The organism is bacterium (assembly GCA_016703265.1).
Classification (GTDB): domain Bacteria; phylum Krumholzibacteriota; class Krumholzibacteriia; order LZORAL124-64-63; family LZORAL124-64-63; genus CAINDZ01.
Window position 1 is genome coordinate 361,305 of sequence record JADJCK010000001.1, and the last position, 20,508, is coordinate 381,812.

Consider the following 20,508-nt stretch of genomic DNA (forward strand, 5'->3'; position numbering starts at 1 on the left):
GGCGCCCGCCGTCGCCCGTGCCCGCGACCGCGTCGTTGCCATCACTCGTAGATGATGCGGTAGAGCAGGATGGCCGCACGCGAGCGGTCGGTCACCGCCAGCGTCCCGTCGGGGCCCACCGCCACGTCCAGCGGCACCGACGGTGCAGCCTGCAGGCTCATCTCGGGACCGGCCGAGAACAGCCTGCGCAGGCGGTGATCGAGAACATGCAGACGTCCGGCGCCCGGGTCGGCCACGAAGACGTTGCCGAAGCGGTCGGTGTCCAGGCCCTGCGGGGCGACGAACGGGTTGTCGACCATGTAGTCGCCGCCCACCACTTCCTCGAAAAAGCCGTTGCGGCCGTAACGGCACAGGCGCCGGTTGCCGCGATCGGCCACCACGAAGCCGCCGTCGGCCAGGAAGGCCAGCCCGGACGGGTCGCGGAACTGGTCGCTCACGCTGCCGGGCCCGCCGATGCGCAGGTGCAGCGACAGGAACGTGTCGAGCAGCAGTACCTGCTGGGAAACGGCATCGGCGATGACGACCCGGCCGTCGCGGTCGATGGCCACGGAAGTGGCCAGCGGCGAGTCGCCGGGATCGAGCTGGCGCAAGTCGACCAGTTCGTCGAGCCAGGCGCCGCCCGGCTCGAAGCGCTGGAGGCTGGCCCCGGCCTGGTCCAGCACGAGCACCTTGAAACCGTCGAAGACGGCGTCGAGCGGCTGGTACGGTCGCGAGGCGGGCTCGTCGAATTCGTACCACGTGAGGTCGCGCGGATCCAGGGCATGGACCACACCGCGCTTCTCGTCGCAGACGATCAGGGTCCCGTCCGGCCCGAAGCAGCAGCCGGCGATGCCGTCGAGCGGGTAGTACGGTGCGCTGGATACGTTCTCGTAGGCCGTGAGGAACATGAGCGAGACCGGCGTCGAGCCGACGCCGCGCGTGATCTCGTCACGCGCGGCGTCGGGAGTCGACCCGCGCATTCCCGCGGCGCAACCGGACAACGCCGCCAGCAGTGCGGCCAGCACGAGCGTGACTGCCGACCGGTTGACGGCCGCCTGCCGGCAGGCACGCATCAGAAGCTCCGCGAGACCACGCAGCGGGCACCCGGGTCCCGCAGCGCCGGCTGCAATTGCAGTTCGACATCCATGCCGAGGACGCTGGCCTGCACCACGTCGCCGTTGTGGCCCGCGCCCAGCACGGCATCGAAGACGGACACGGCGCGATTGAGCACGGCGAAGAGGATCATGAAGTCGCGGCGATCGTAGGCCGAGTTGCCCTTCGAGCGCAGGAGCGCATAACCGTAGCGGCGGTCCTCGTTCACCCACTGCCAGGCATCGTCGGGCCCGACAAGGCCCGAGACTTCCTCCTGCAGCGCGCGGGCTTCGCGATAGCGCCCGTCGTTGTAGGCGTCGCTGTCCATGTACCGGCCGACGCTCTGCCAGTAGCTGTCGGCATGGTCGCCATCGGTGCCGGCGTAGATGCCTGCCCATTCGCGCGACGACTCCATGCGGTTGTCGCCCTGCCGGTCGAAGACGAAATAGGCGGTCCAGATGCCGGCCTCGACGCCGGCCATCAGGTAGGCGCGCTTGTGCCGGCCGTTGTAGTACTGGCCCGCGCCGGGCAGCAGCGCGGACAGGGCGCCCGCCTTGAGCTTGCGTCCGAGCTGGCTCGAGCTGCCCGCTTCCTCGGTCGTGGTCTCGGGTCGCCGGCCGGTACCGAACTCGTCGGGCACGCCGCCGATGCCGTCACCCTGCCGGCGAGCCGTTTCGCCGAACAGCGCCGGGCGCCAGGAGGACGAGGCGCTTTCGCCGAGGACCGCGAATTCGGTCGCCGCAAAGCCCTGGGACTGACCCGGATCTGCCGCAAGCGCACCGGCCGCGCAGACGGCCACCAGCACCAGCGCCAGGCCGGTCGCACGCGCGACCCCGCCGCGTTTCACATCGAATCCGTTCACCGCATCGCCTTTCGGTCGGCGCCGGGGGCGCCTGCCGGAACCTGGTTGGGAGTCCCTGCTCAGAACGAAACCGTGGCCGCCACCGTGGCGCGCCGCAGGCCGGTCGGCTGCGCGATCAGGCGCACTTCGTGGCCATTGACCGAGAGCTTGGTGTCGCCTTCGCCGCCACCGTCGCCGCCGAGCAGCCCGTCGAGCCAGGCCGTCTGCAGCACGCTGAAGATACGCAGGCCGATGTTCACGTACAGCCACCGGTCACGGCTCTTGAAGGCGTCGTTCGAGGCGTCACGCATGAGGCGGTACGACTCGCGGTTCTCCGAGACCCACGGATTCGCGAAGTCGATCTTGGGATCGCCTGTGGGTTCATAACCTTCGTTGCCGGGCAGCGACGCGTAGTCGTCGGGGCGCATGAAGTCATCCCAGCCGAAGACGAACTGGTCCCACTTGCCGAGGTTCTCGTAGTATTCGCGCCGGTCTTCCTCGACCGTCACGTAGAGGGGCAGGTTGTCCAGGTCGTCGAGCGTGGACATGGCCTCGAAGTCGAAGTAGTCGGTGCCGATGTCCGCACGGTAGAAGCTGTCGACATTCGAGCCGCCGGCCACGTAGGCGGCCAGCAGCAGCTCGTCGCTGTAGTGCTCGTCGGCAAACGCGTAGTACTCGTCGCGCAGGTCGTTGCCGTCGCCGTGCTTCTTGGCCACCTGGGTCCAGGCGAAGATGTCGAGCGCCATCATCAGGTAGCCGCGCTTGTGGCCGAGCATCGCCTCGCCGGCACCCGGCAGCACCAGCGATGCCAGCACGGGCAGTGCGCTACCGCCGCGGTCGTCGTCGAAATCGGTGGCGGCCGGCGTGGCCCCGCCCCCGCTGCTGCCGAACTCGTCCGACTGCGCCAGGCGGCCGGTCAGCGGCAGGTCCTGCAGCGATCCCCGCTGGAGCAGCCACGCGGCGCGACCGGCAGCGACTTCGTCGGCCGGCGCGTTCGCGCCGGCGGCCAGCGCGGCCCCTGCCGCCAGCATCATCAGCATCGTGACCGCCGTCAGGCGGAGATTGCGGATCCCGGTTTCGCGGAGCATCGAATCCTCCCTCGGATGGGCGGCGGTCATCGTTCGACCGCCAGGGTCATCGTGCGGGTGCGGCGTCCGCCGTCCCCGTCGTATTCCAGGACCGTGATGTACATGCCGCTGGCGATGCCCGGCAGTTCCAGACGCAGCTGGTTCATCTGCCCGGCGGCGGCGGCATAGCGCCCTTCGCGCACCAGCTCGCCCTGCAGGTTGTAGACGGCCAGGCGGGCCGGGCCGTCGCCATCGGCCCAGAAGCGGACGTTGACCGCCTCGCCGCTGACCGGGTTGGGGAACAGGATCACCTCGGCGCGGTCGATCGCGGCGGGCGCAGCCTCGCCGAGATCACGGGCGATGCCCGCCGGACCACGGCGCGCAATGCTGCCGCCGGATCCGAGCCATTCGCTGGTGGTGGTCACACCTTCGCCTGCGGGCAGCGCGAGGTTCCAGCCGGCGATGCGACCGTTGACCCAGGTGCGTTCCAGCGGTGGCGCCGTGTAGCCGCCTTCGGAAACCAGCCAGAGCAGCCGGCCGTCCTGTCCGTCGCCGATCGCCAGCCCGGCCGCGCGCCGGTCGCCCCAGCGCAGTGGGAACTGCGCCAGCAGGCGGCCGTCCGGGCCCAGGCCCAGCAGGTGGCCGCCGTCGGTGTTGAAGAAGAGCTCGTTCTGGCCGTCGCCCGTGGCGTCGGCAATCACGAGCGGACCGGCCACGCGCGTCGTATCGGCGAGCGGGAACAGTTCCGAGAGCCGGCGAGGCCAGCCGCGGAGCGGAACGCCGTCGGCCTTGAGCGCGTGCAGGCGCTCGCCGGTGGCCACGACCAGATCGTTGAGGCCGTCCCCATCGAGGTCGGCCACGGCCGGCTCGCAGACGGGCATGCCGGTCACGGCCGGCATCCGGTCGAGAGCCGACACCGTCGCGCCTTCGACCCGCCACGAACCGAGAGGACCCAGCGCATCGAACAGGTGCACCATGGCGCCGTCGGCATCGGGCACGACGGCCGCCAGCACGCGGCCGCTGCCGGCGCGCGCGTACGGGGTCCAGACCGGCGATGCGTCCCAGCCACCGGCCGTGGTCGCGACCAGGTGCCAGCCCGAAGCGGAAGCCACGCACAGGCGATCGGCCTCGCCGTCGGCACCCGGCACCGCCCAGGCGCCCGCGGCCACGACGGCAACAGCCTGTCCATCGACAAGCGGGAGCGCAGTGCCCTGCACGGCGCCGTCGGCGCCGACGAGGAACAGGCTCCGGGGCGGGGCCAGCAGGGCCAGGCGCGTCACACCGGCAGCATCTCGCAGGGGCACCGGTCCGCCCTGGAGCGAATCGGCGAGAGCGGTCTGCCACCGCGGCGTCACGCCACTGCCCGACACGCGCACGGCGCGCAGCGAACCTTCGCGCAGGGAGACGTAGATGTCCTGCAAGCCGCCGTCGGCCGGGACCACGAGCGGAGCGCCGGCGGCGCGACCGCCCAGGCCGATGACCGCGCCCTCGGGCCGGTCGACCGGCGGCAGCCAGTACTGGCGTCCGTCGTCGGTCACGGCGTACAGGGAAGCGTCGAACGCGCCGGTTCCGTGGTTGACGCCCGGCGCGTCGGTGAACAGCAGCAGGCGGGTCCCGCCGACCTCGAGCGGGGTCAGCGTGCCGGGTCGATGGCCCGCGGCCCGGCCACGCCGCCGGAAGGCCCGGCCGTCGCCGCGCTCTCGGTGGCGATCTCCCAGGGCAGTCCGGCCGGGACATCGCCGAGCGTGGCGGCGAACTTCATCACTGCCGCCGTGCGCGCGACGCGCGGACCGATGCCCGACAGCGCGAGATGCGACCACGAACGGTCGAACATCCGCGTGTTGGGCCGGCCGTCGGCCGTCAACTCGGTGAACCCGGTCGCGTTGCCGTTGGCGTCGAGGCCGCCGAAGGGATCGCGCCACGAGCCGTACCAGCCCAGCACGTACGAGTCCAGAACGCCGATGTCCTGGATGCCGTCGGCCTCGACCAGCTTGAGGCCGTCGCCCTCGGTGTTGATCGTGTTGTCGGCCAGGCCGGCCTCGATGCGGTCGGCATTCACGTGCCAGACCAGGGCGCCGCCGGCCGGCAGGAAGTAGTCGTAGAAGCCGCTGTTCTCCCACTGGTCCTCGGTCCCGGCCAGCAGGCCCGCCAGGTAGAGGATCACGCCCGTGGTGTCGTCACGTTCGAACGCGAAACCGTCGTAGGGATGCAGCTCGGTCGCCACCGGCACCCAGCGGTTCTCGATGAGGAACCACTCACGCGGCGACAGGCCTCCACGCCAGGCCTGCGGATCGGACAGGCTGAAGGCGCCGTAGCCGTTGGCCTGCCACTCGGCATAGTCATCGCGCGGCACGCCGACAGCCGGCAACCGGTATTCGGCGCGCGAACCGTCGATCTCCTGCGTCTCGAGCCAGCCGAGGAACCACTTGTCCCAGGCCGACAGGGACGGGGGCAGCACGCCGCCCGCCGCGACATAGAGCGTATCGCCCTCGTCGGTGATCGTGCCCAGGGTCACCGACAGGTTGGTGCCCGAGTCCATCAGGTCCCAGATGCCCACCGAGGGCAGGCCGCGCGAGCTGTCGTAGACGTCGACCAGGCCCAGGGCGTGCCCGAACTCGTGGTAGAACGCTGCCGCGATGCTGCCGGCGTAGCCGTCCTGGTTCGTGGTCTCGGGAATGACCGAGCACTCGGTCAGCGAACCCAGGCCCGTGCCGTCGCTGTCGAGGCTGGTGAGCGCCTGCGGCTCGCCCAGGTTCACGAAGAACGTGGGCACGTCGTTCGGCGAATCGCCGTTGATGTCGCTCTGCCAGTCGCTGCCGGCGTGCACGAAGATGACGTAGGTGAACGGGTCGTCGTCGTCGTAGTCGGCCAGGTTCACCGAGCCGTCGCCCTGGGTGCCTTCGTCGGCGGCAGTGATCATGTCGCGCACGAGGGATTCGAGCCCGGCCAGCGACCAGAAGCCTCCGGCGCCGGGGCCGTAGTCGGCGACGTCGTCGACGAGGTAGGCCCCGTCCTCGGCTTCAGGAAGCACACGCCCCTCGATGTGCAGGCGCCCACCCGACATGAAGCGGTAGTACTCCGACAGGCCCTGCAGGTGCGACTCGAAGTAGGCCTTGCCGTGCGGTGGCGGATCGACCTCGAGCGGGCCCGGTGCGGCCAGCGGCTCGAGCATGAAGCCGCCGTTCGCAGGAACGGTCGTCAGGTTCGGCGACCGGTTGCCGTCGAACGCGATGCGCACGAACAGCACCCGCAGCGTGTCGACGCCGTCGAGGGGTCTTGTCGGCGTCGGCGCCGGGAGCCAGCTTGGCCGCGCCGAGCCCGCGTTCGGCCAGCAGCCGCTGCGACTTGGCCGAGACATGGCGGTCGCCCACCAGTTCGTGCACGGCCTTCCAGCGGCGCACGGATTCACCCTGGCGGCGCAGTTCGGCTTCCAGTTGGGCGCGCCCGGCGGGGGTCGCCTGCAGCTCCTCGGGCTCCCACCGCCGCACCGGCAGGCGCTCGTAGCCTCCGGCCAGGGCAGCGGTGGACATCAACACGAAAGCCAGCAGGAAGACCGGCAGGACCGCCGGGCCGCGGCGCCCGTGCCGCGGCCGGCGGTAGTCAGTCGTGAGCGGCAACGCCACTCTCCTCGCTCAGGGGTTGGTTGGACAAACTCGAGCCGGTCGCAGCCTAGAACCGGTAGGCCAGCGACAGGCGCGTCACGGTCGGCAGGCCCTCGGCCTGCGGCACCTTCGCGAAGTCGAACGTGATCGGCTGGCTGACCCAGCGGTCGAGATCCACGCCGAACCCGAACGTCGTATCCTTGATGTCGCCGTACGCGGCGCTCTTGTAGCCGATGCGCACGAACAGCGAACGCAGGTAGTTCCACTCCGCGCCGAACCCGTACTCCTCCTGCGAGGACTCGAGGCCGAAGCCGTAGTCGTTGCCCTTCCACTTGTAGAGCGGCACCAGGTAGTCGGCGACCAGCAGCATGCCCATGTACTCGCTGTGGTACAGGCTGTGCGCGATGCCGACGGTCAGCTTGCGCGGCATCGGGTCGGACTGGTCGGCATCCACGTGCTTGATGTCCGGGCCCAGGTTCGCCAGTGCCAGGCCGAAGTTCGACTTCAGGCTGGGCACCTTCCAGAGCACGCCCAGGTCGACGCCGAAGCTGTCGCCGCTGCCGCCGCCCTGCGCGTCCTGGATGATGTTGTCCTCGGCCAGCTTGTCGCGGAAGTACTTCACGCCCAGGCCGACGCCAACGTTCGGCGTCACGCGAACGCCGTAGGTGGCACCGAAGGCGAACATGTACGAACGGAACACGCCCGTCTCGTTGCCGCTCTCGTCGGTGCCCTGCTGCTCGCCCATGTCGAGGTAGTTCAGCGAGAAGCCGATGGCGCCGTTGTCACCCATGGGCGTGGCATAGCCGCCCCAGTACAGGCCGATGTCCTCGGCCAGGCCCTCGGCCAGGCTCGACTGCATGATGTGCACGTCGTGCGGCTCGGGACGCTGCGGCAGGAAGCCCAGGCCACCGGGATTCCACCACTGCGCCGTGACGTCCTGCGAAAGGGCCGTGCCCGCTTCGCCCAGGGCGTTGTAGCGCGCCCCGACCGGGAAGCTGAGGTTGATGGCGCCTGCGCCGGAACCGGCCAGGGCCGCGCCGCAGAAACCCGTGGTCAGGGCCGCCGCCATGGCGACCGTCAGCAGAATCCTTTTCATGTCCGTCCTACCTCCAGTGGTTGACCCGGCGTCGAAGCCCCACGCCCCGCCCCCGGTCCGGCCATCAGCGCATGATGACCAGTTTGCCCGTCTTCGTGATCTCGCGGCCGTCCGCCGAGGCACCGGTGCCCCGCAGGACGAACAGATAGGTGCCGTTGGCGATGTCGTCGCCCTGGGTGTCGCGCCCGTCCCATTCCAGGATGCGCGGCCCCGCTTCGCTGAATTCCTCGCGCAGCGTGCGTATCCGGTTGCCCGCCAACGTGTAGATGTCCCACTGCACGGCCATCGGGTCGCTCAACTCGAAAAGGAGTCGGCACGGACCCGGCGTCGGGTTAGGAAAAAGGGTGATGTCCTCGATACCGGCAACACTTGCCGGCACGATGACGAAACTGAGCGTGTCCGAGCCCACGTTGCCCAGCGCGTCGCTCGCATGCAGCGCCGCCCGGTGCGTGCCCGCGGCCAGGTCGGCCGGCAGCGGGAAGACCAGCGAGCCGCTCGTGTAGCTGTCGGGATCATACGAAAACGAGCCGGTCACATTGGTCATCCGCCCCGTATTGTCCAGTTCCAGGAGCAGCGAGTTGCCCGGGCTGGTGCCCAGGATGGCGATGCCGCTGGTATCGGTCAGGGTCGCCGTCAACGCGTCGCCCGGGCGCACCCGGTACCGCCCGCCCTCGAACGCTAGGCCGATCAGGGGCCCGCGCACGTCGTCGACCGCCCCGGTGGACCCGCGCACCGCCGGCAGCGTCTCCACGGCCACGTGGTCGCCGTCGGGCGTCTCGACCACCAGGCGCACGCGCCCCCGGTCGCCGTAGCGGATCTGCGACGGCACCTTGAACGGGATCACGAGGTCGCCCGTGCCCATGGTGCCTTCGCCGGCGAAGATCGGGGCGCCGGCCTCGACCCACGAACTCACGGTGGGCAGGCTGGGCGGCGTCGGGATATAAATCGGGTAGCTCTTGTTGATGTCACTGTCCTGTACCCGCACGCGGTAGGTGTCCCCTGCACCCAGCAGCGCCTTGCCGCTGCCACCGAGCACCACAGCCTGGCGAACGCCGGCGCGCAGTGTATCGACAGAGACTTCGGAAAGCGTGAGGTCGTCGACCGGGTGCGGCAACTTCAACGCAGGGTCACCCATCAGGTTGTAGCGCTGGCTGTTGACCCTTGCCTGCTGGTACGACATCTCGGCCTTGCCGAGGATCAATGCGTGCCCGGCGGTCTGGTCCGTATCGATATGCCGCCCGGGGAACTGGTTGGCGAAGTATGCGTTGCCGATCAGGTTGTTGTAGCCGGAGAAGCTGAGCTGACTGGCGCAGATCGCGCCGATCGCACCGCCACTGTCATACTGCAGGAACTGCTCCGCCATGGCGCGCCGACCCGGGCTGTCGTAGACGCCCACGTCACAACTGAAAGCCAGGAACAACGGTCGCTTCATCCCATTGCGCAGATTGGCGATATCGCGCGACTGGAAGATCTGCTCGTCCGCGAGATTGTCCTCGGCCCCGTGCCCCACGTAATAGAACACCGTCGTGCCCGCATTCAGGGCATCGTTGATGGCGGCCCGTGCCGCCGGCTTGATCTGCGAGGCCGGCGGGAACGGGTAGTCGACACCGTAGATCTTGCCGATGTCCAGCCCTTCCGGGATGTAGGATCTCGACAACAGCTCGGCTTCGGCCGTATGGGCATTTTCGCCCGGGGCGGGGCCGTTCAGGGTACTCGGGCGCCTCACGTCATCCGCCGTCATCAACACGTGATTCCGCCAGGCGCCGGGCTCCGGCGCGTCGGCGTACGCAATGGCGTGCGCCACCATTTCCCGGGCCTCGGTAACGTTCATGGCCGGGAGGCGTCCGCAGGCGACATCCGGGAAAGCCAGATCAACCGAGCCGAACGCGGGCGGGGGTGGCGAATCGAAGGAGACAAAGCCGTCATCGCTCGCGAACGGCATGACGAGAGACTCCGCAACCGGGAACCCCGGATAGTAGTTCCGCACGAATGTGGGCACGAGGTCGTACAGGTCCACCAGCGCCGTGCGATCCTTGTAGTTCCGGTAGTCGCGACTGGCGCGGCCCAGCAGGCAGACGTGGCTCAGGCGCTGCGCCCCGAGGCGGTAGACCTGGCGCAGGTAGTTTCGGATGGCCACCGGATCCTTCTGGCCGCCCGAGAAATTGTCGTAGATGGACTCGGCGCTCACCGCCCGTGCCGACGGGGAAGCCACACCGGGCAGGCTGCGCGAACGGAACTCGGCCAGTTCCTGCGCTGCCTGGGTGAACGGCGCTGCCGCGACCACCACGTAGTCGACATCGCCGGTGTCATCCAGCAGCGAATTGGCCTGGACCCGCGTACCGCTGGCCACCGACAGCAGGTCGCTGAGCCGCGAAGCCACGAAGTGCCGATCCGAATCCGGCTGGCGAACAACACCCAGCTTGATGAACCCCGCGAGTTCCTGGCCGGCCAGGGCCACCACGGAATCCGGCTGGCTGACATCCCAGACCACGACCGGCGCGGTGCCGCCGGTATTGAGGACCAGGTCGACCTGGCTGTCGGGCGCGGTGACCTGGTCACGCCAGTGCGCGAAATCCAGCTGGCCGAAGCCCGCGGTCAGGTTGAGCCCCGTCCAGTAGGCGATATCAAAGCTATCGAGGCCCAGGGCGCGAGCCGTCCCCACCTGCACCGAACTGTTCTCGATGGTGATCGTATTCCCGCCGGCCACCAGCGCGTCGGATTGGCCGACGATCCGGACCCGCATACTGTCGTTCTGTGCGAAATAGCTGAACGTTGTCGTGGCCTTGTTGCCCTGGTCCCCATTGAGCCACCCCGACGCGCCGTACACGAAACCGTTGCCGGAACCGTTGTAGAAGAGCCCGCGAACATCGATGACGAAGGTGGCCGCGGAATCAGGCAGTGGCGTCCGGACATTGAACAGCTCGGTGCGCGAACTGAAGATGGACGTGTCCCAGCCCCAATTGTCCTCGAACACCCCGGGAACATCGGCGAACTGCTGCTCCATGTGCAGGCGAAGGCGCGCCGCACTCGTTTCCTGGACCCCGAACGGAAGCGCAGCGACCTGCGGCACGCGGCGAGGACTGCCCGGCAGCGGCGAGGCCGTCGCGTCGTTCTCCCAGGTCAGCCAGTAGACGGCTTCATCCGCATACGGATGATCGTAGTGCTCGAGGGCACCGGCGCCGGCAACAAAGCGGTCCTTCCAGGCGCTCGTCGCCACGCCGTAGAAACGGATCTCGTCGTCGAGATTCCACTCGCCGTCGGTACCGCCAACCACCGAGATGGCGACTTCGTTCAGCTGCGTTCGCTCGACCTGCAACGAGTCCGGGAACTCAGGGTCCAGTTCCAGGGCCATGCCGCCGCCGCGATAGAGGCGCAGTTTTGCCGGGTCCACACCTGCCACCGGCACACCGTAACCGGACAACTGCTGGCCCGTGAGCCGATAGAGCCCCGTGGCCGGAATCCCCAGCTTGACCCAGTTGCCGGTAGTGGCGAACGGGTCGAAGGGCGCGGCCTTGGCGGCAGCGCGGACCTGGCGGGGCGCCAGCGCACCCCGCGCGATCGTCTCGAAGAGCTGCCGGTTCGCAACCGAGGCCGGCACGTCGAGTCCCGGCAGCGCCGGGGAGTCGGCGTCGAACGTCGCGCTGCGATCCGCGGAAATCTCGTAGCCCGGGCCCGCGGGATGGCTGAACTCGACCGTCAGGCCCGCGAGGATCCCGTCACCCTGGTAAAGGGGCACCGAACAGCCGGCCAGGGGCACGCCCCGGAAGATCGCGGGCATCGCCACGCTGATGACGGACTCCGCACTCCACCCGGCTGCCGGTTCGCGCCACCAGCGGACATCGGTGACCGTTGCGTCGATCCGGTTACGCGTCGGCACGGCCAGCGTGAACGTGAACTCCGGCGCGCTATCGCGGCGCAGCGCGCCCTCACCGCGGAGATCATCGGTGATCGGCGGCAAGGCGAACCGCACCAGCTCCGGGCCCACGCGCTGCCAGTCGCCGGGCTCTTGCGTCACCGGCATGTCGATGCGCACCACCGTGCGCGCCGCCGTCTGGCTGACCACGCGCGCGACCGGTGCGGCCATCACCGCTTCGGGACCCGACGCGAGAACACCGGTTTGGCGGCGGCAGCGGCATCGCCCGGCCGGGCCAGGCCCAGCACGGCAAAGCAGGCCACGAAGATCGCCGCCTGCACGGCAAGATTGCGCGGGCCCAGCGGCCGGCCGTGCTTGAGCAGGCCGGTGTGGGTCGGGTAGACGAACTGGTCGCGACGCATCTTCCCCAGCTTCTGGAACAGGTTCTCGAGATCAGGCAGCATACCGGCGATCCCCCCGATGACGGCAGCCCAGCTTGCGAACGGCATGGCCAGCAGCAGCGCCAGCGCGGCGATGCCGCCGCCCAGCTCCAGCCGCCAGTCCGGATGATCATAGTGCGGCAATACATCGAGCACGGCGTGCGAGGCCACGCCGGCCACGGCGCCCCAGAGCGGCGAACCGGTCAGCCCGCCGGCCAGCGCACCCGCAGCGAAATGCGTGAACAGACACACGGCGGCTACTTCCCGTTCCCGCCGGCGGCGGGAATCGGCTGCGCCTCGTCCGGCAGCATGACGGGAATGCCATCCTCGACCCGGTAGCGCACCGAGCAGGGGCGGCAATAGAGCCAGTCGTGCGCCTGGTCGGGCACGACAGGCTGGCGGCACCGGGGGCAGGCCAGGATCTCCAGGAGTTTCGGGTCGAGCATGTCGAACGGCCTCCACCTTGGACGCGCAGGGTCTGTTGTCGTCGCCGCGATGCCGACGGCTTCTTTCGGGCCGGTCCCCCGGCGGGCAACCGGGGTTGGACGGCATCATAGTACGATCATTGCGGGTTGCAAACAGGTCACTTCCGCGCCTGCCGGCTCCCGGCCCGGTCCGTCTCCGGGCAGCCCCCTCGGCCTTCATCGGGCAGGGAGGGCAGGGCAATAAAACAAGCCGGTCCCGGGGCAGGGTCCCCAAGGCCGGCCGAAGCGGCAGCGGATTCTCGAAGCAGTTGGCAAGGGAGATGGTAGAGGAGTTCGCCGTTCCTGTCAAGTCCCCGAAGCTGTCGGTCAGGCCTGACCGGCCTGCTCCCGCAGACCCCTTCAGTCGCCGCCCGCCTCTTCGTAGACCCCCATGCCGAGGAACTTGCGCAGCCTCCGCTCGAGCAGCTCGGCAGTGGGCAGCGGTTCCAGCTCGGCCAGGGCGTCGAGGATCACGGCCTTGACCGACATGGCGATGGCCTTGTGATCGCGGTGGGCGCCTCCGATGGGCTCGGGAATCACCCCGTCGATGACGCCCAGCTCAAGGGCGTCGACAGCCGTGAGCTTCATCGCCTTGGCGGCTTCCTTGCTCTTGGCGGGATCGCGCCAGAGGATGGACGCGCAGCCCTCGGGGCTGATCACCGAGTAGATGGAATTCTCCAGCATGTACACGCGGTCGCCGACACCCAGCGCCAGCGCGCCACCCGAGCCGCCCTCGCCCGTCACCAGGCAGACGATGGGCACCGGCAGGTCCGACATCTCGCGCAGGTTGCGGGCGATGGCCTCGGCCTGCCCGCGCTCCTCGGCGCCCAGGCCGGGATAGGCGCCCGGCGTGTCGATGAAGGTGATGACCGGGCGGCCGAACCGGGCGGCCATTTCCATCAGGCGCAGCGCCTTGCGATAGCCTTCGGGGTGGGCCATGCCGAAGTTGCGGCGGATGTTGCTCTTGGTGTCGCGGCCCTTCTGGTGGCCGATGACCATCACCTTGCGGTCGCCGAGCGAGGCCATGCCGGCGACGATCGCCTCGTCATCGCGGAACATGCGGTCGCCGTGCAGTTCGAGGTAGTCGGGGAACAGGTGATGGATGTAGTCGTTGGTGGTCGGGCGGCGGGGGTGCCGGGCCAGCTGCACGCGCTGCCACGGCTCGAGCTTGGCGAAGATCTCCTTGCCCAGCCGGCTGGCCTTCTGGCGCAGGCGCTCGACCTCGTCGCCCACGTCCATGCCCCGGACGGCGGCCGAGTCCTGGAGGGTCTGGATCCGCTCCTCCAGCTCGACGATGGGCAGCTCGAAGTCGAGCCAGATCGATTTCTTCTTCCAGTCCATCCCACGCCTTCCGGCGGCCCGGGAACCCATGCCCCATCCGGCCACCTGCCCCGGAACTGGCCCACGCCGTCCCGCGCCGATCCGCGTCCGCCCAGCATACACAACCGGCTGTTCTCCCAGTACCGAAAACAGCCGGCCGCCGCCAGATTAAGCCACTCTGCCCCAGCGGTGTCAAGGAGCGGTCCGGACCCGCCTCTGGACCCCAAGGGGCCACCCCGCTGCCTCAGGCCCGGTTGTACCGCTGCTTGCGCTCGATGGCGGCCGGCAGATCGACCCTCAGGCGCAGTTCCTCCAGCCCCGGCACCCGCCTCAGCTGGCGCAGGCTGTCCAGGGTCAGCGCCACGTTCCGGGCCCCGGAACGCAGCAGCCAGGGCTTGCCGTCCCGCTCCACCGCCACGACCAGGGGCACCGGCCTGGCCATCACTTCCGGCGGGGCCAGCTCCGGGTCCGGCCCCGGCGGCGGAGGCAGCGCCGCCTCAGGAAATCGCCGTCGCCGGGGTCCCCGCGGGGCGGACTCGCGACGGCGGCGGCAGCCGGCGCCGGTTCGGGCTTGTCGAGCTCAGGGTCGGTCACCAGCAGGGGCCTCAGTTTCGTCGGCTGGCCCCAGGCGGCGAGCAGGGCGCCCAGGCTTTCGAGCCCGGCGCGCCCGGCAGCCTCGAGGTCGATGCCCAGATAGACTTCCTTGACCCAGGTGCCCAGCACCTCGTCGATGCGGACCAGGCGGTCGACCACCACCTCGCGCAGCCCGTCGCTGCGCATCTGCACGCGCCCGCCCACGGCCAGGATCGAATTCGACCCGATGAGCAGCCGCACCTGCTCGTAGATGCTCGAGTAGATGACCAGGCCGATCGTGCCGCCGCGATCCTCGAAGTGGGCCCGCGCGTAGACGCGCTTGTGCTTGTCACGATGAGTGGTGTGCGAGGTGATGATGCCGACCAGGTCGACCCAGGCGCCGTCTCCGCACTTGGCCGCACCGGCCGAAGATCCGACCGGCAGCCCCGTGATGAGCTCGCGGTACTCGTGGAACGGATGGCCGGAGAGGAAGAAGCCGACGGCGTCGCGTTCGCGGCCCAGCAGCACCAGCGGGTCGAACGGCTCGCACTCTGGCAGCGACGGACGCAGCTGCGGCGTGGCCAGGCCGCCGAACAGCGACGCCTGCCCGCCGGCGCGGTCGCGGGCCGACTTCTGCCCGAAGGCCAGTGCGCGGTCGAGGCTCATCAGCATCTGGCGACGATGGCCGGGCAGCAGGTCCATGGCGCCCGCGTTGATGAGCCCCTCGAGCACCTTGCGGTTGACCTTCTGCAGGTCGACATGTTCGCAGAGGTCGAACAGGTCGCTGAAGTCGCGCCCGAGCTCTTCGCGGCAGGCCGCCACCACGTCGATGGCCGCCGAGCCCACGCCCCGCACGGCGCCGAGCCCGAACACGACCTTGCCGTCGCGCACCCCGAACTCCGAACGCGGCCGGTTGATGTCGGGCGGCACGATGGCCAGACCCAGCGCCTTGCACTCGTCGATGAGCTGCGTGATGCGCTCGCTCTTGCGCATCTCGGTGGTCATCGTGGCGGCCATGAACTCGGCCGGGTGGTGCGCCTTCAGCCACGCGGTCTGGATGGACAGCAGCGCGTAGGCGGCCGAGTGGCTCTTGTTGAAGCCGTACTCGGCGAAGAACTCCATCTCCTCGTAGATCTCGTTGGCGGCGCGCTCGTCGTGGCCGCGCGAAACCGCCCCCTCGACGAACTTGACCTTCATCGCCGACATGATGTCCATCTTCTTCTTGCCCATCGCCTTGCGCAGCGTGTCGGCTTCACCCATGGTGAACCCGCCCATCGCCGCGGCGATCTGCATCACCTGCTCCTGGTACAGGATCACTCCGTAGGTGTCGCGCAGGATCGGCTCGAGCACCGGCGCCTTGTACTGCACGCGCTGCCGGCCGTGCTTGCGCTCCACGTACGCCTTGTCCATGTCCGCGCCGAGCGGGCCCGGCCGGTACAGCGCGCAGATGGCGGTGATGTCGTCCCAGCCCGTGGGCGCCATCTTGCGCACCAGTTCCTGCATGCCGCTGCTCTCGAGCTGGAAGATGCCGACAGTGCGGCCCTCCTGCAGCAGCTTGAAGGTGGCCTCGTCCTCGGTCGGGATCTGGTCGGCCGTCAACCGCCGGCCCGTGGTCTCGGCGATAAGGACGAGCGCCTTGTCGATCACCGTCAGCGTGCGCAGGCCCAGGAAGTCCATCTTGAGCAGGCCGAGGGCCTCGCTCATCTTCATGTCGTACTGGACGGTGATGTCGCCCTTGGTATTCCGGTACAGCGGCGCGTGCTCGACCAGCGGCGACGGCGTGATCAGCACGCCGGCGGCGTGGATGCCCGTGTTGCGGTTGAACCCCTCCAGCACCAGCGCGTTGCGCAGCAGCCGCGCGTGCTCGGGCGACTCCTGCGCCACCTCCTTGAGGCCGGGCGCCTCGTCGATCGCCTTCTGCAGCGTGATGCCGAGTTCCTCGGGCACAAGCTTGCTGATGCGGTCGCTCTCGGCGAACGGGAAGTCGAGCACCCGCGCCACGTCCTTGAGCACCGCGCGCGCGGCCATGGTGCCGAAGGTGATGATCTGCGAGACGTTCTCACGCCCGTACTTGTTGGCCACGTACTCGATGACGCGGCCGCGCCCTCGTAGCAGAAGTCGACGTCGATATCCGGCATCGAGATGCGTTCGGGGTTGAGGAACCGCTCGAACAGCAACTGGTGGCGGATGGGGTCGATGTCGGTGATCCCCATGCTGTAGCAGACGAGGCTGCCGGCGGCCGAGCCGCGGCCCGGGCCCACCGGCACGTTCATGCGCCGCGAAGCGTCGATGAAGTCCCAGACGATGAGGAAGTAGCCCGCGTAGCCGGTCTGGGCGATGACCCCCAGCTCGTAGGCCAGGCGCTCCTCCAGCTCGGGCGTGATCGTGCCGTACCGCTTCGCCAGCCCGGCGCGCGCCAGGTGGGTCAGGTACGCGTCGGCCGTGGCGAAGCCCTCGGGCAGGGGGAACGCCGGCAGCAGTAGCTTGCCGAGCTCCAGCTTGAAGTCGACCTGGTCGGCGACGCGCAGCGTGTTGGCCACCGCTTCCGGCCAGTCGCGGAACAGCGCCAGCATCTCGGCCGTGGACTTGAAATAGACCTCGGGCGTGTTGCTGCGCCAGCGCGAGGGATCGTTGATCGTCTTGCCGGTCTGCAGCGCCATGAGGATGTCGTGCGCCTCGTGGTGCTCCCGGTCCAGGAAATGGCAGTCGTTGGTGGCGATGATGGGGCAGCCGGTCTGCCGCGCCACTTCCGGCATCAACTGGCGGATGCGCTCCTCCTCGGGGATCCCGTGGTTCTGGATCTCAAGGTAGTAGTAGTCCTGCCCGAGGATGTCCCGGTAGGTGGCGGCGGCCTCCACCGCGGCAGCCACGTTGCCCGAGCGCAGGTGGAAGTTGGGCTCGCCGCTCATGCAGGCGGAGAGGCCGATCAACCCGTCGGCATATTTGGAGAGGATCTCGCGGTCGATGCGCGGCCGGTAGTAGAAGCCCTCCAGGTAGGCCGCCGAGGCCAGCTTGACCAGGTTGCGGTAGCCCGTCTCGTTGCGGGCCAGGAGCACCATGTGGTAGCTCTTGTTTTCGCGCTCGGCCGTGCGGTTGTGCCGGTCGGCGGCGATGTACGCCTCCATGCCGATGATCGGCTTGATGCCCTGTTTCACGCACGCCTGGTAGAACTCGACGGCGCCGAACATGTTGCCGTGGTCGGTCAGCGCCAGGGCGGGCTGTTCGTACTTCGCCGCCCGCTTGGCCATGTCGCCCGTCTTCTGGGCGCCGTCCAGCAGCGAGTAGTCGGAATGGTTGTGCAGGTGGACGAAAGTCTCGGTCGCCATGGCCAGCCTTCCGCGGATCCTTCGCGGCGGTGGGACGGTCAGGGTCGCGGGCGCGGCAGGGCGCCGTCAGGGGGGCTGAAGATAACAGGAATCGCCCGCGGTCACAACGAGCGGCCGCGGGCGATCGGGATCCGTGTTGAACAGTCGCCGGCGGGGGTCAGTTCCCGGCCGTGAAATGATCGCGCAGTTTCGCGATGCCCTCCCGCAGGGTGACCGGCGGCCGGTCCAGCAGGGTGAGCATCTTGGTGACGTCCGGGCAGCGGCGCGTCATGTCGCCCTCGCTGAGCGGGGGCAGGAACTTCAGTTCCGACTTCGAGCCGCAGGTCTCGATGACCAGTTCGGCCAGCGCGCGGATCGTGATCTCCTCGGCGCCGCCAACATTGACCACGTCGTTGACGAAGGCGCGCCGGTAGTGCGCGCTCAGGCAGGCGCCCACCGTGTCGTCGACGAAGCAGAACGTGCGGGTCTGGGCGCCATCGCCGTAGATGGTCAGCGGTTCGCCGCGCATGGCCAGCCGCACGAAGCGCGGGAGCACGAAGTCCTCGGTCTGGTTCGGCCCGTAGGTGTTGAAGAACCGGAAGATCGTGTAGGGCAGGCCGTACTCTCGCTGGTACGTGGTCAGGTAGGCCTCGCCCACGTTCTTGACGATCGCGTACGGCAGCCGCGAATTCAGCGGCGTCGTCTTCTCGTTCTGCGGGATCTCGAACGGCTCGCCGTAGACCTCGCTCGACGACGAGAAGTACACGCGACCCACGCCGGTGTTCTTGCTGAGCTTCAGCACGTTGTCGAAGCCCTTGATGTCGTCCAGCACCATCATCGGGTTGGCCAGCGTGCGCTGCACGCCCACCACTGCCGCGAAGTGGAACACGAAATCGAAGTTGTGCACGAAGAACAGCGGGCCGATGTCGTCCCACCGGTTCACGTCGCACTTGACGAACCGCACGTTGGGCAGGTGGGTCGGGACTTTCTTCAGGCTGCCCGTCAGCAGGTTGTCCGCCACCACGACGTGGTTCTTGGCATCGGCCGCCAGACGCGCCGTCAGCGCGCTGGCGATATTGCCGGCGCCGCCGGTCACCAGGATATTCGGCATCGATTCCTTCTCCCGTTACGCGTCCCGCACCCGTTCGTCGCCGACCATGGGTCTCCCGGCGGGATTCCCCACGCTTCGACGACCATGGCCCGCACGCACGCCCCACCCCCCACGGGGCGGGCGGCCGCGGACCCAGCCTAGGCTTCGGCGCGATTAGCCGCAACTTGAATCCCGAGCGGGGATTGCCCGGATCAGGACCCAGCGCCCGGGTTGTACCAGGCATGGAGCGTCCGGAACTGCCGCCAGGCGGTCGAGACGAGGTCCAGGTCGCCGTCGCCGTCCAGGTCGCAGGCCCGGGCGCCCAAATGGCTCGACCGGGGTCCCGTGTCGACCAGCCGGGCGTGCCATGCGCCGCCCGAATCGCCGGGGTTCAGCAGGAGGAAGGTGCGGTTGTCCGCCGCCACGCGGCCCGCCTGCATGTCGGTGTGCTCGGCCACGGCCAGGTCGGGCCGGCCGTCGCCGTTGAAGTCGGCAACGTCGAGGCTGTTGGCCGATCGCGAGAGGGACAGCGGGTGCCGCCGCCAGGGTGCGTCGAACGGCCCGCCACCGGGTGCCGGCGTGAACCAGGCCACCACCGCGGTCTCCTCCAGGTCTCCCGTTTCCTCGCTGACGACCAGGTCCAGCCGGCCGTCACCGTCGATATCAGCCGGCACGATGCGGTCGGCGCGGCCGGGCGTGGTCGCCAGCACGTGCGCCGGCCAGTGCCCTTCAGCGGCAATCGCCGGTCCCGGATTCACGAACGCGACGAGGTGGAACCCGTCGCGCGTCGAGGTGACCAGGTCGCAGTTGCCGTCGCCGTCGAGGTCGAGGGCGGCGACGGCCTCCTCCTCGGTGGGTTCGGCCACCGTGGTCAGCGACCACGGCAGCGCCGGGTCGGGCGGGATGGCCAGGCAACACAGGTGCATGCCGCGGGTGAAGGCGAGCTCGGCCGCCCCGCCCGGCAGCAGATCGGCGACGGCTGCGCCCTGCGTGCGCCCGCGTGGTACGGGGGCCACGGCGCGTTCGGTCCAGGTTGTGGCGTCGTGCCCGGTCGCCTCGAGCCACAGGGCCTGCTCGCCGCGGAAGCCCACCAGATCGGCCTGGTCGTCGCCGTCGACATCGGGGGCAAAGAACACGTCCACTCCCGCCGGCAGCGCCACCTTCTGCCAGGGCTGACCGCGACCGCCGCGGTTGAGGTAGAGCATGCCGCCCGCCACCACGTCCGGGCGGCCGTCATGGTTCACGTCGCAGAACAGCAGCCCCATCGTGCCGAACTGGTCGTCGGGACGCGCATCGTCGATCGGTGCGTAGGGCCAGGCGCTTTCACCGGCGGCGGCCGCGTCCGGCGCGAGGCTCAGCACCTTGTCCGCCGTCCGGTTCTCCCACAACTCGAACACGCGGCCGCTGCCGCCGTAGTTCTTGCCGGCCAGGTCGATGTCCCCGTCGTTGCCCAGGTCGAAGGCCCGCAGGTTGTGCGAGCCGGTGACGGCGAGCACTTCCTCGACCCACCCGGAATCGCCCTGCAGGTAGACGAGCACCCGCTTGCCGCCGGTGTGCATTTCAGCCGTGGCCAGGTCCAGGTCGCCGTCGCCGTCGAAGTCGGCCAGCTGCAGGCTGTGGGCGCCGGTGAGCACCAACTCGCCCACGCGGTGCTCGGGCCACGACGGCTCGCGGGGGTCTGCCGGTGCGGCAAACCAGGCCACCGGTCCTTCGCCTTCCGAGGCGGTCAACGCCACGTCCAGCCTGCCGTCGCCGTCGATGTCACCTGTCTGCACGCGCGCATCCG

General features: G+C 69.2%; 13 protein-coding genes. All 13 read right to left on the reverse strand.

Features of this window, described 5'->3' with window-relative positions; genetic code table 11:
- Positions 1 to 41 precede the first annotated feature (41 nt).
- Positions 42 to 1,052 carry an NHL repeat-containing protein gene (locus tag IPG61_01715; protein ID MBK6732811.1) on the reverse strand — a complete coding sequence of 337 codons (1,011 nt, stop codon included), beginning with the start codon at positions 1,050 to 1,052 and terminating at the stop codon, positions 42 to 44.
- On the reverse strand, positions 1,052 to 1,933 hold the full coding sequence (locus IPG61_01720; GenBank protein ID MBK6732812.1) for a hypothetical protein: 882 nt from the start codon (positions 1,931 to 1,933) through the stop codon (positions 1,052 to 1,054). Before IPG61_01720 ends, IPG61_01715 begins: the two co-directional genes overlap by 1 nt.
- 59 nt (positions 1,934 to 1,992) lie before the next feature.
- A complete protein-coding gene (locus IPG61_01725; protein MBK6732813.1) occupies positions 1,993 to 3,000 on the reverse strand; it encodes a hypothetical protein in 1,008 nt (335 codons plus the stop codon).
- A 1,612-nt stretch (positions 3,001 to 4,612) separates the two neighbouring features.
- A complete protein-coding gene (locus IPG61_01730) occupies positions 4,613 to 6,337 on the reverse strand; it encodes an immune inhibitor A (GenBank protein ID MBK6732814.1) in 1,725 nt (574 codons plus the stop codon).
- A gap of 311 nt (positions 6,338 to 6,648) precedes the next feature.
- The gene (locus IPG61_01735; GenBank protein MBK6732815.1) at positions 6,649 to 7,677 is read right to left on the reverse strand and encodes a PorV/PorQ family protein; all 1,029 of its coding nucleotides are present in this window, start codon (positions 7,675 to 7,677) and stop codon (positions 6,649 to 6,651) included.
- Between the two features lie 64 nt (positions 7,678 to 7,741).
- Positions 7,742 to 11,761, reverse strand: coding sequence for a hypothetical protein (locus IPG61_01740; GenBank protein ID MBK6732816.1), 4,020 nt, complete (start codon positions 11,759 to 11,761; stop codon positions 7,742 to 7,744).
- The gene (locus IPG61_01745; GenBank protein ID MBK6732817.1) at positions 11,761 to 12,222 is read right to left on the reverse strand and encodes a hypothetical protein; all 462 of its coding nucleotides are present in this window, start codon (positions 12,220 to 12,222) and stop codon (positions 11,761 to 11,763) included. The genes IPG61_01740 and IPG61_01745 overlap by 1 nt, the downstream gene beginning before the upstream one ends.
- Before the next feature lie 5 nt (positions 12,223 to 12,227).
- Positions 12,228 to 12,416 carry a Trm112 family protein gene (locus IPG61_01750; protein ID MBK6732818.1) on the reverse strand — a complete coding sequence of 63 codons (189 nt, stop codon included), beginning with the start codon at positions 12,414 to 12,416 and terminating at the stop codon, positions 12,228 to 12,230.
- A 378-nt stretch (positions 12,417 to 12,794) separates the two neighbouring features.
- A complete protein-coding gene (locus IPG61_01755) occupies positions 12,795 to 13,775 on the reverse strand; it encodes an acetyl-CoA carboxylase carboxyltransferase subunit alpha (protein ID MBK6732819.1) in 981 nt (326 codons plus the stop codon).
- A 223-nt stretch (positions 13,776 to 13,998) separates the two neighbouring features.
- Entirely contained in the window at positions 13,999 to 14,199 is a 201-nt protein-coding gene (locus IPG61_01760; protein MBK6732820.1) for a hypothetical protein, read from the reverse strand.
- Positions 14,196 to 16,409, reverse strand: coding sequence for a DNA polymerase III subunit alpha (dnaE, locus tag IPG61_01765; GenBank protein ID MBK6732821.1), 2,214 nt, complete (start codon positions 16,407 to 16,409; stop codon positions 14,196 to 14,198). Before dnaE ends, IPG61_01760 begins: the two co-directional genes overlap by 4 nt.
- A gap of 1,401 nt (positions 16,410 to 17,810) precedes the next feature.
- A complete protein-coding gene (locus IPG61_01770) occupies positions 17,811 to 18,743 on the reverse strand; it encodes an NAD-dependent epimerase/dehydratase family protein (GenBank protein MBK6732822.1) in 933 nt (310 codons plus the stop codon).
- Positions 18,744 to 18,934: 191 nt separating this feature from the next.
- Positions 18,935 to 20,497 carry a VCBS repeat-containing protein gene (locus IPG61_01775; protein MBK6732823.1) on the reverse strand — a complete coding sequence of 521 codons (1,563 nt, stop codon included), beginning with the start codon at positions 20,495 to 20,497 and terminating at the stop codon, positions 18,935 to 18,937.
- Between the last annotated feature and the right edge of the window lie 11 nt (positions 20,498 to 20,508).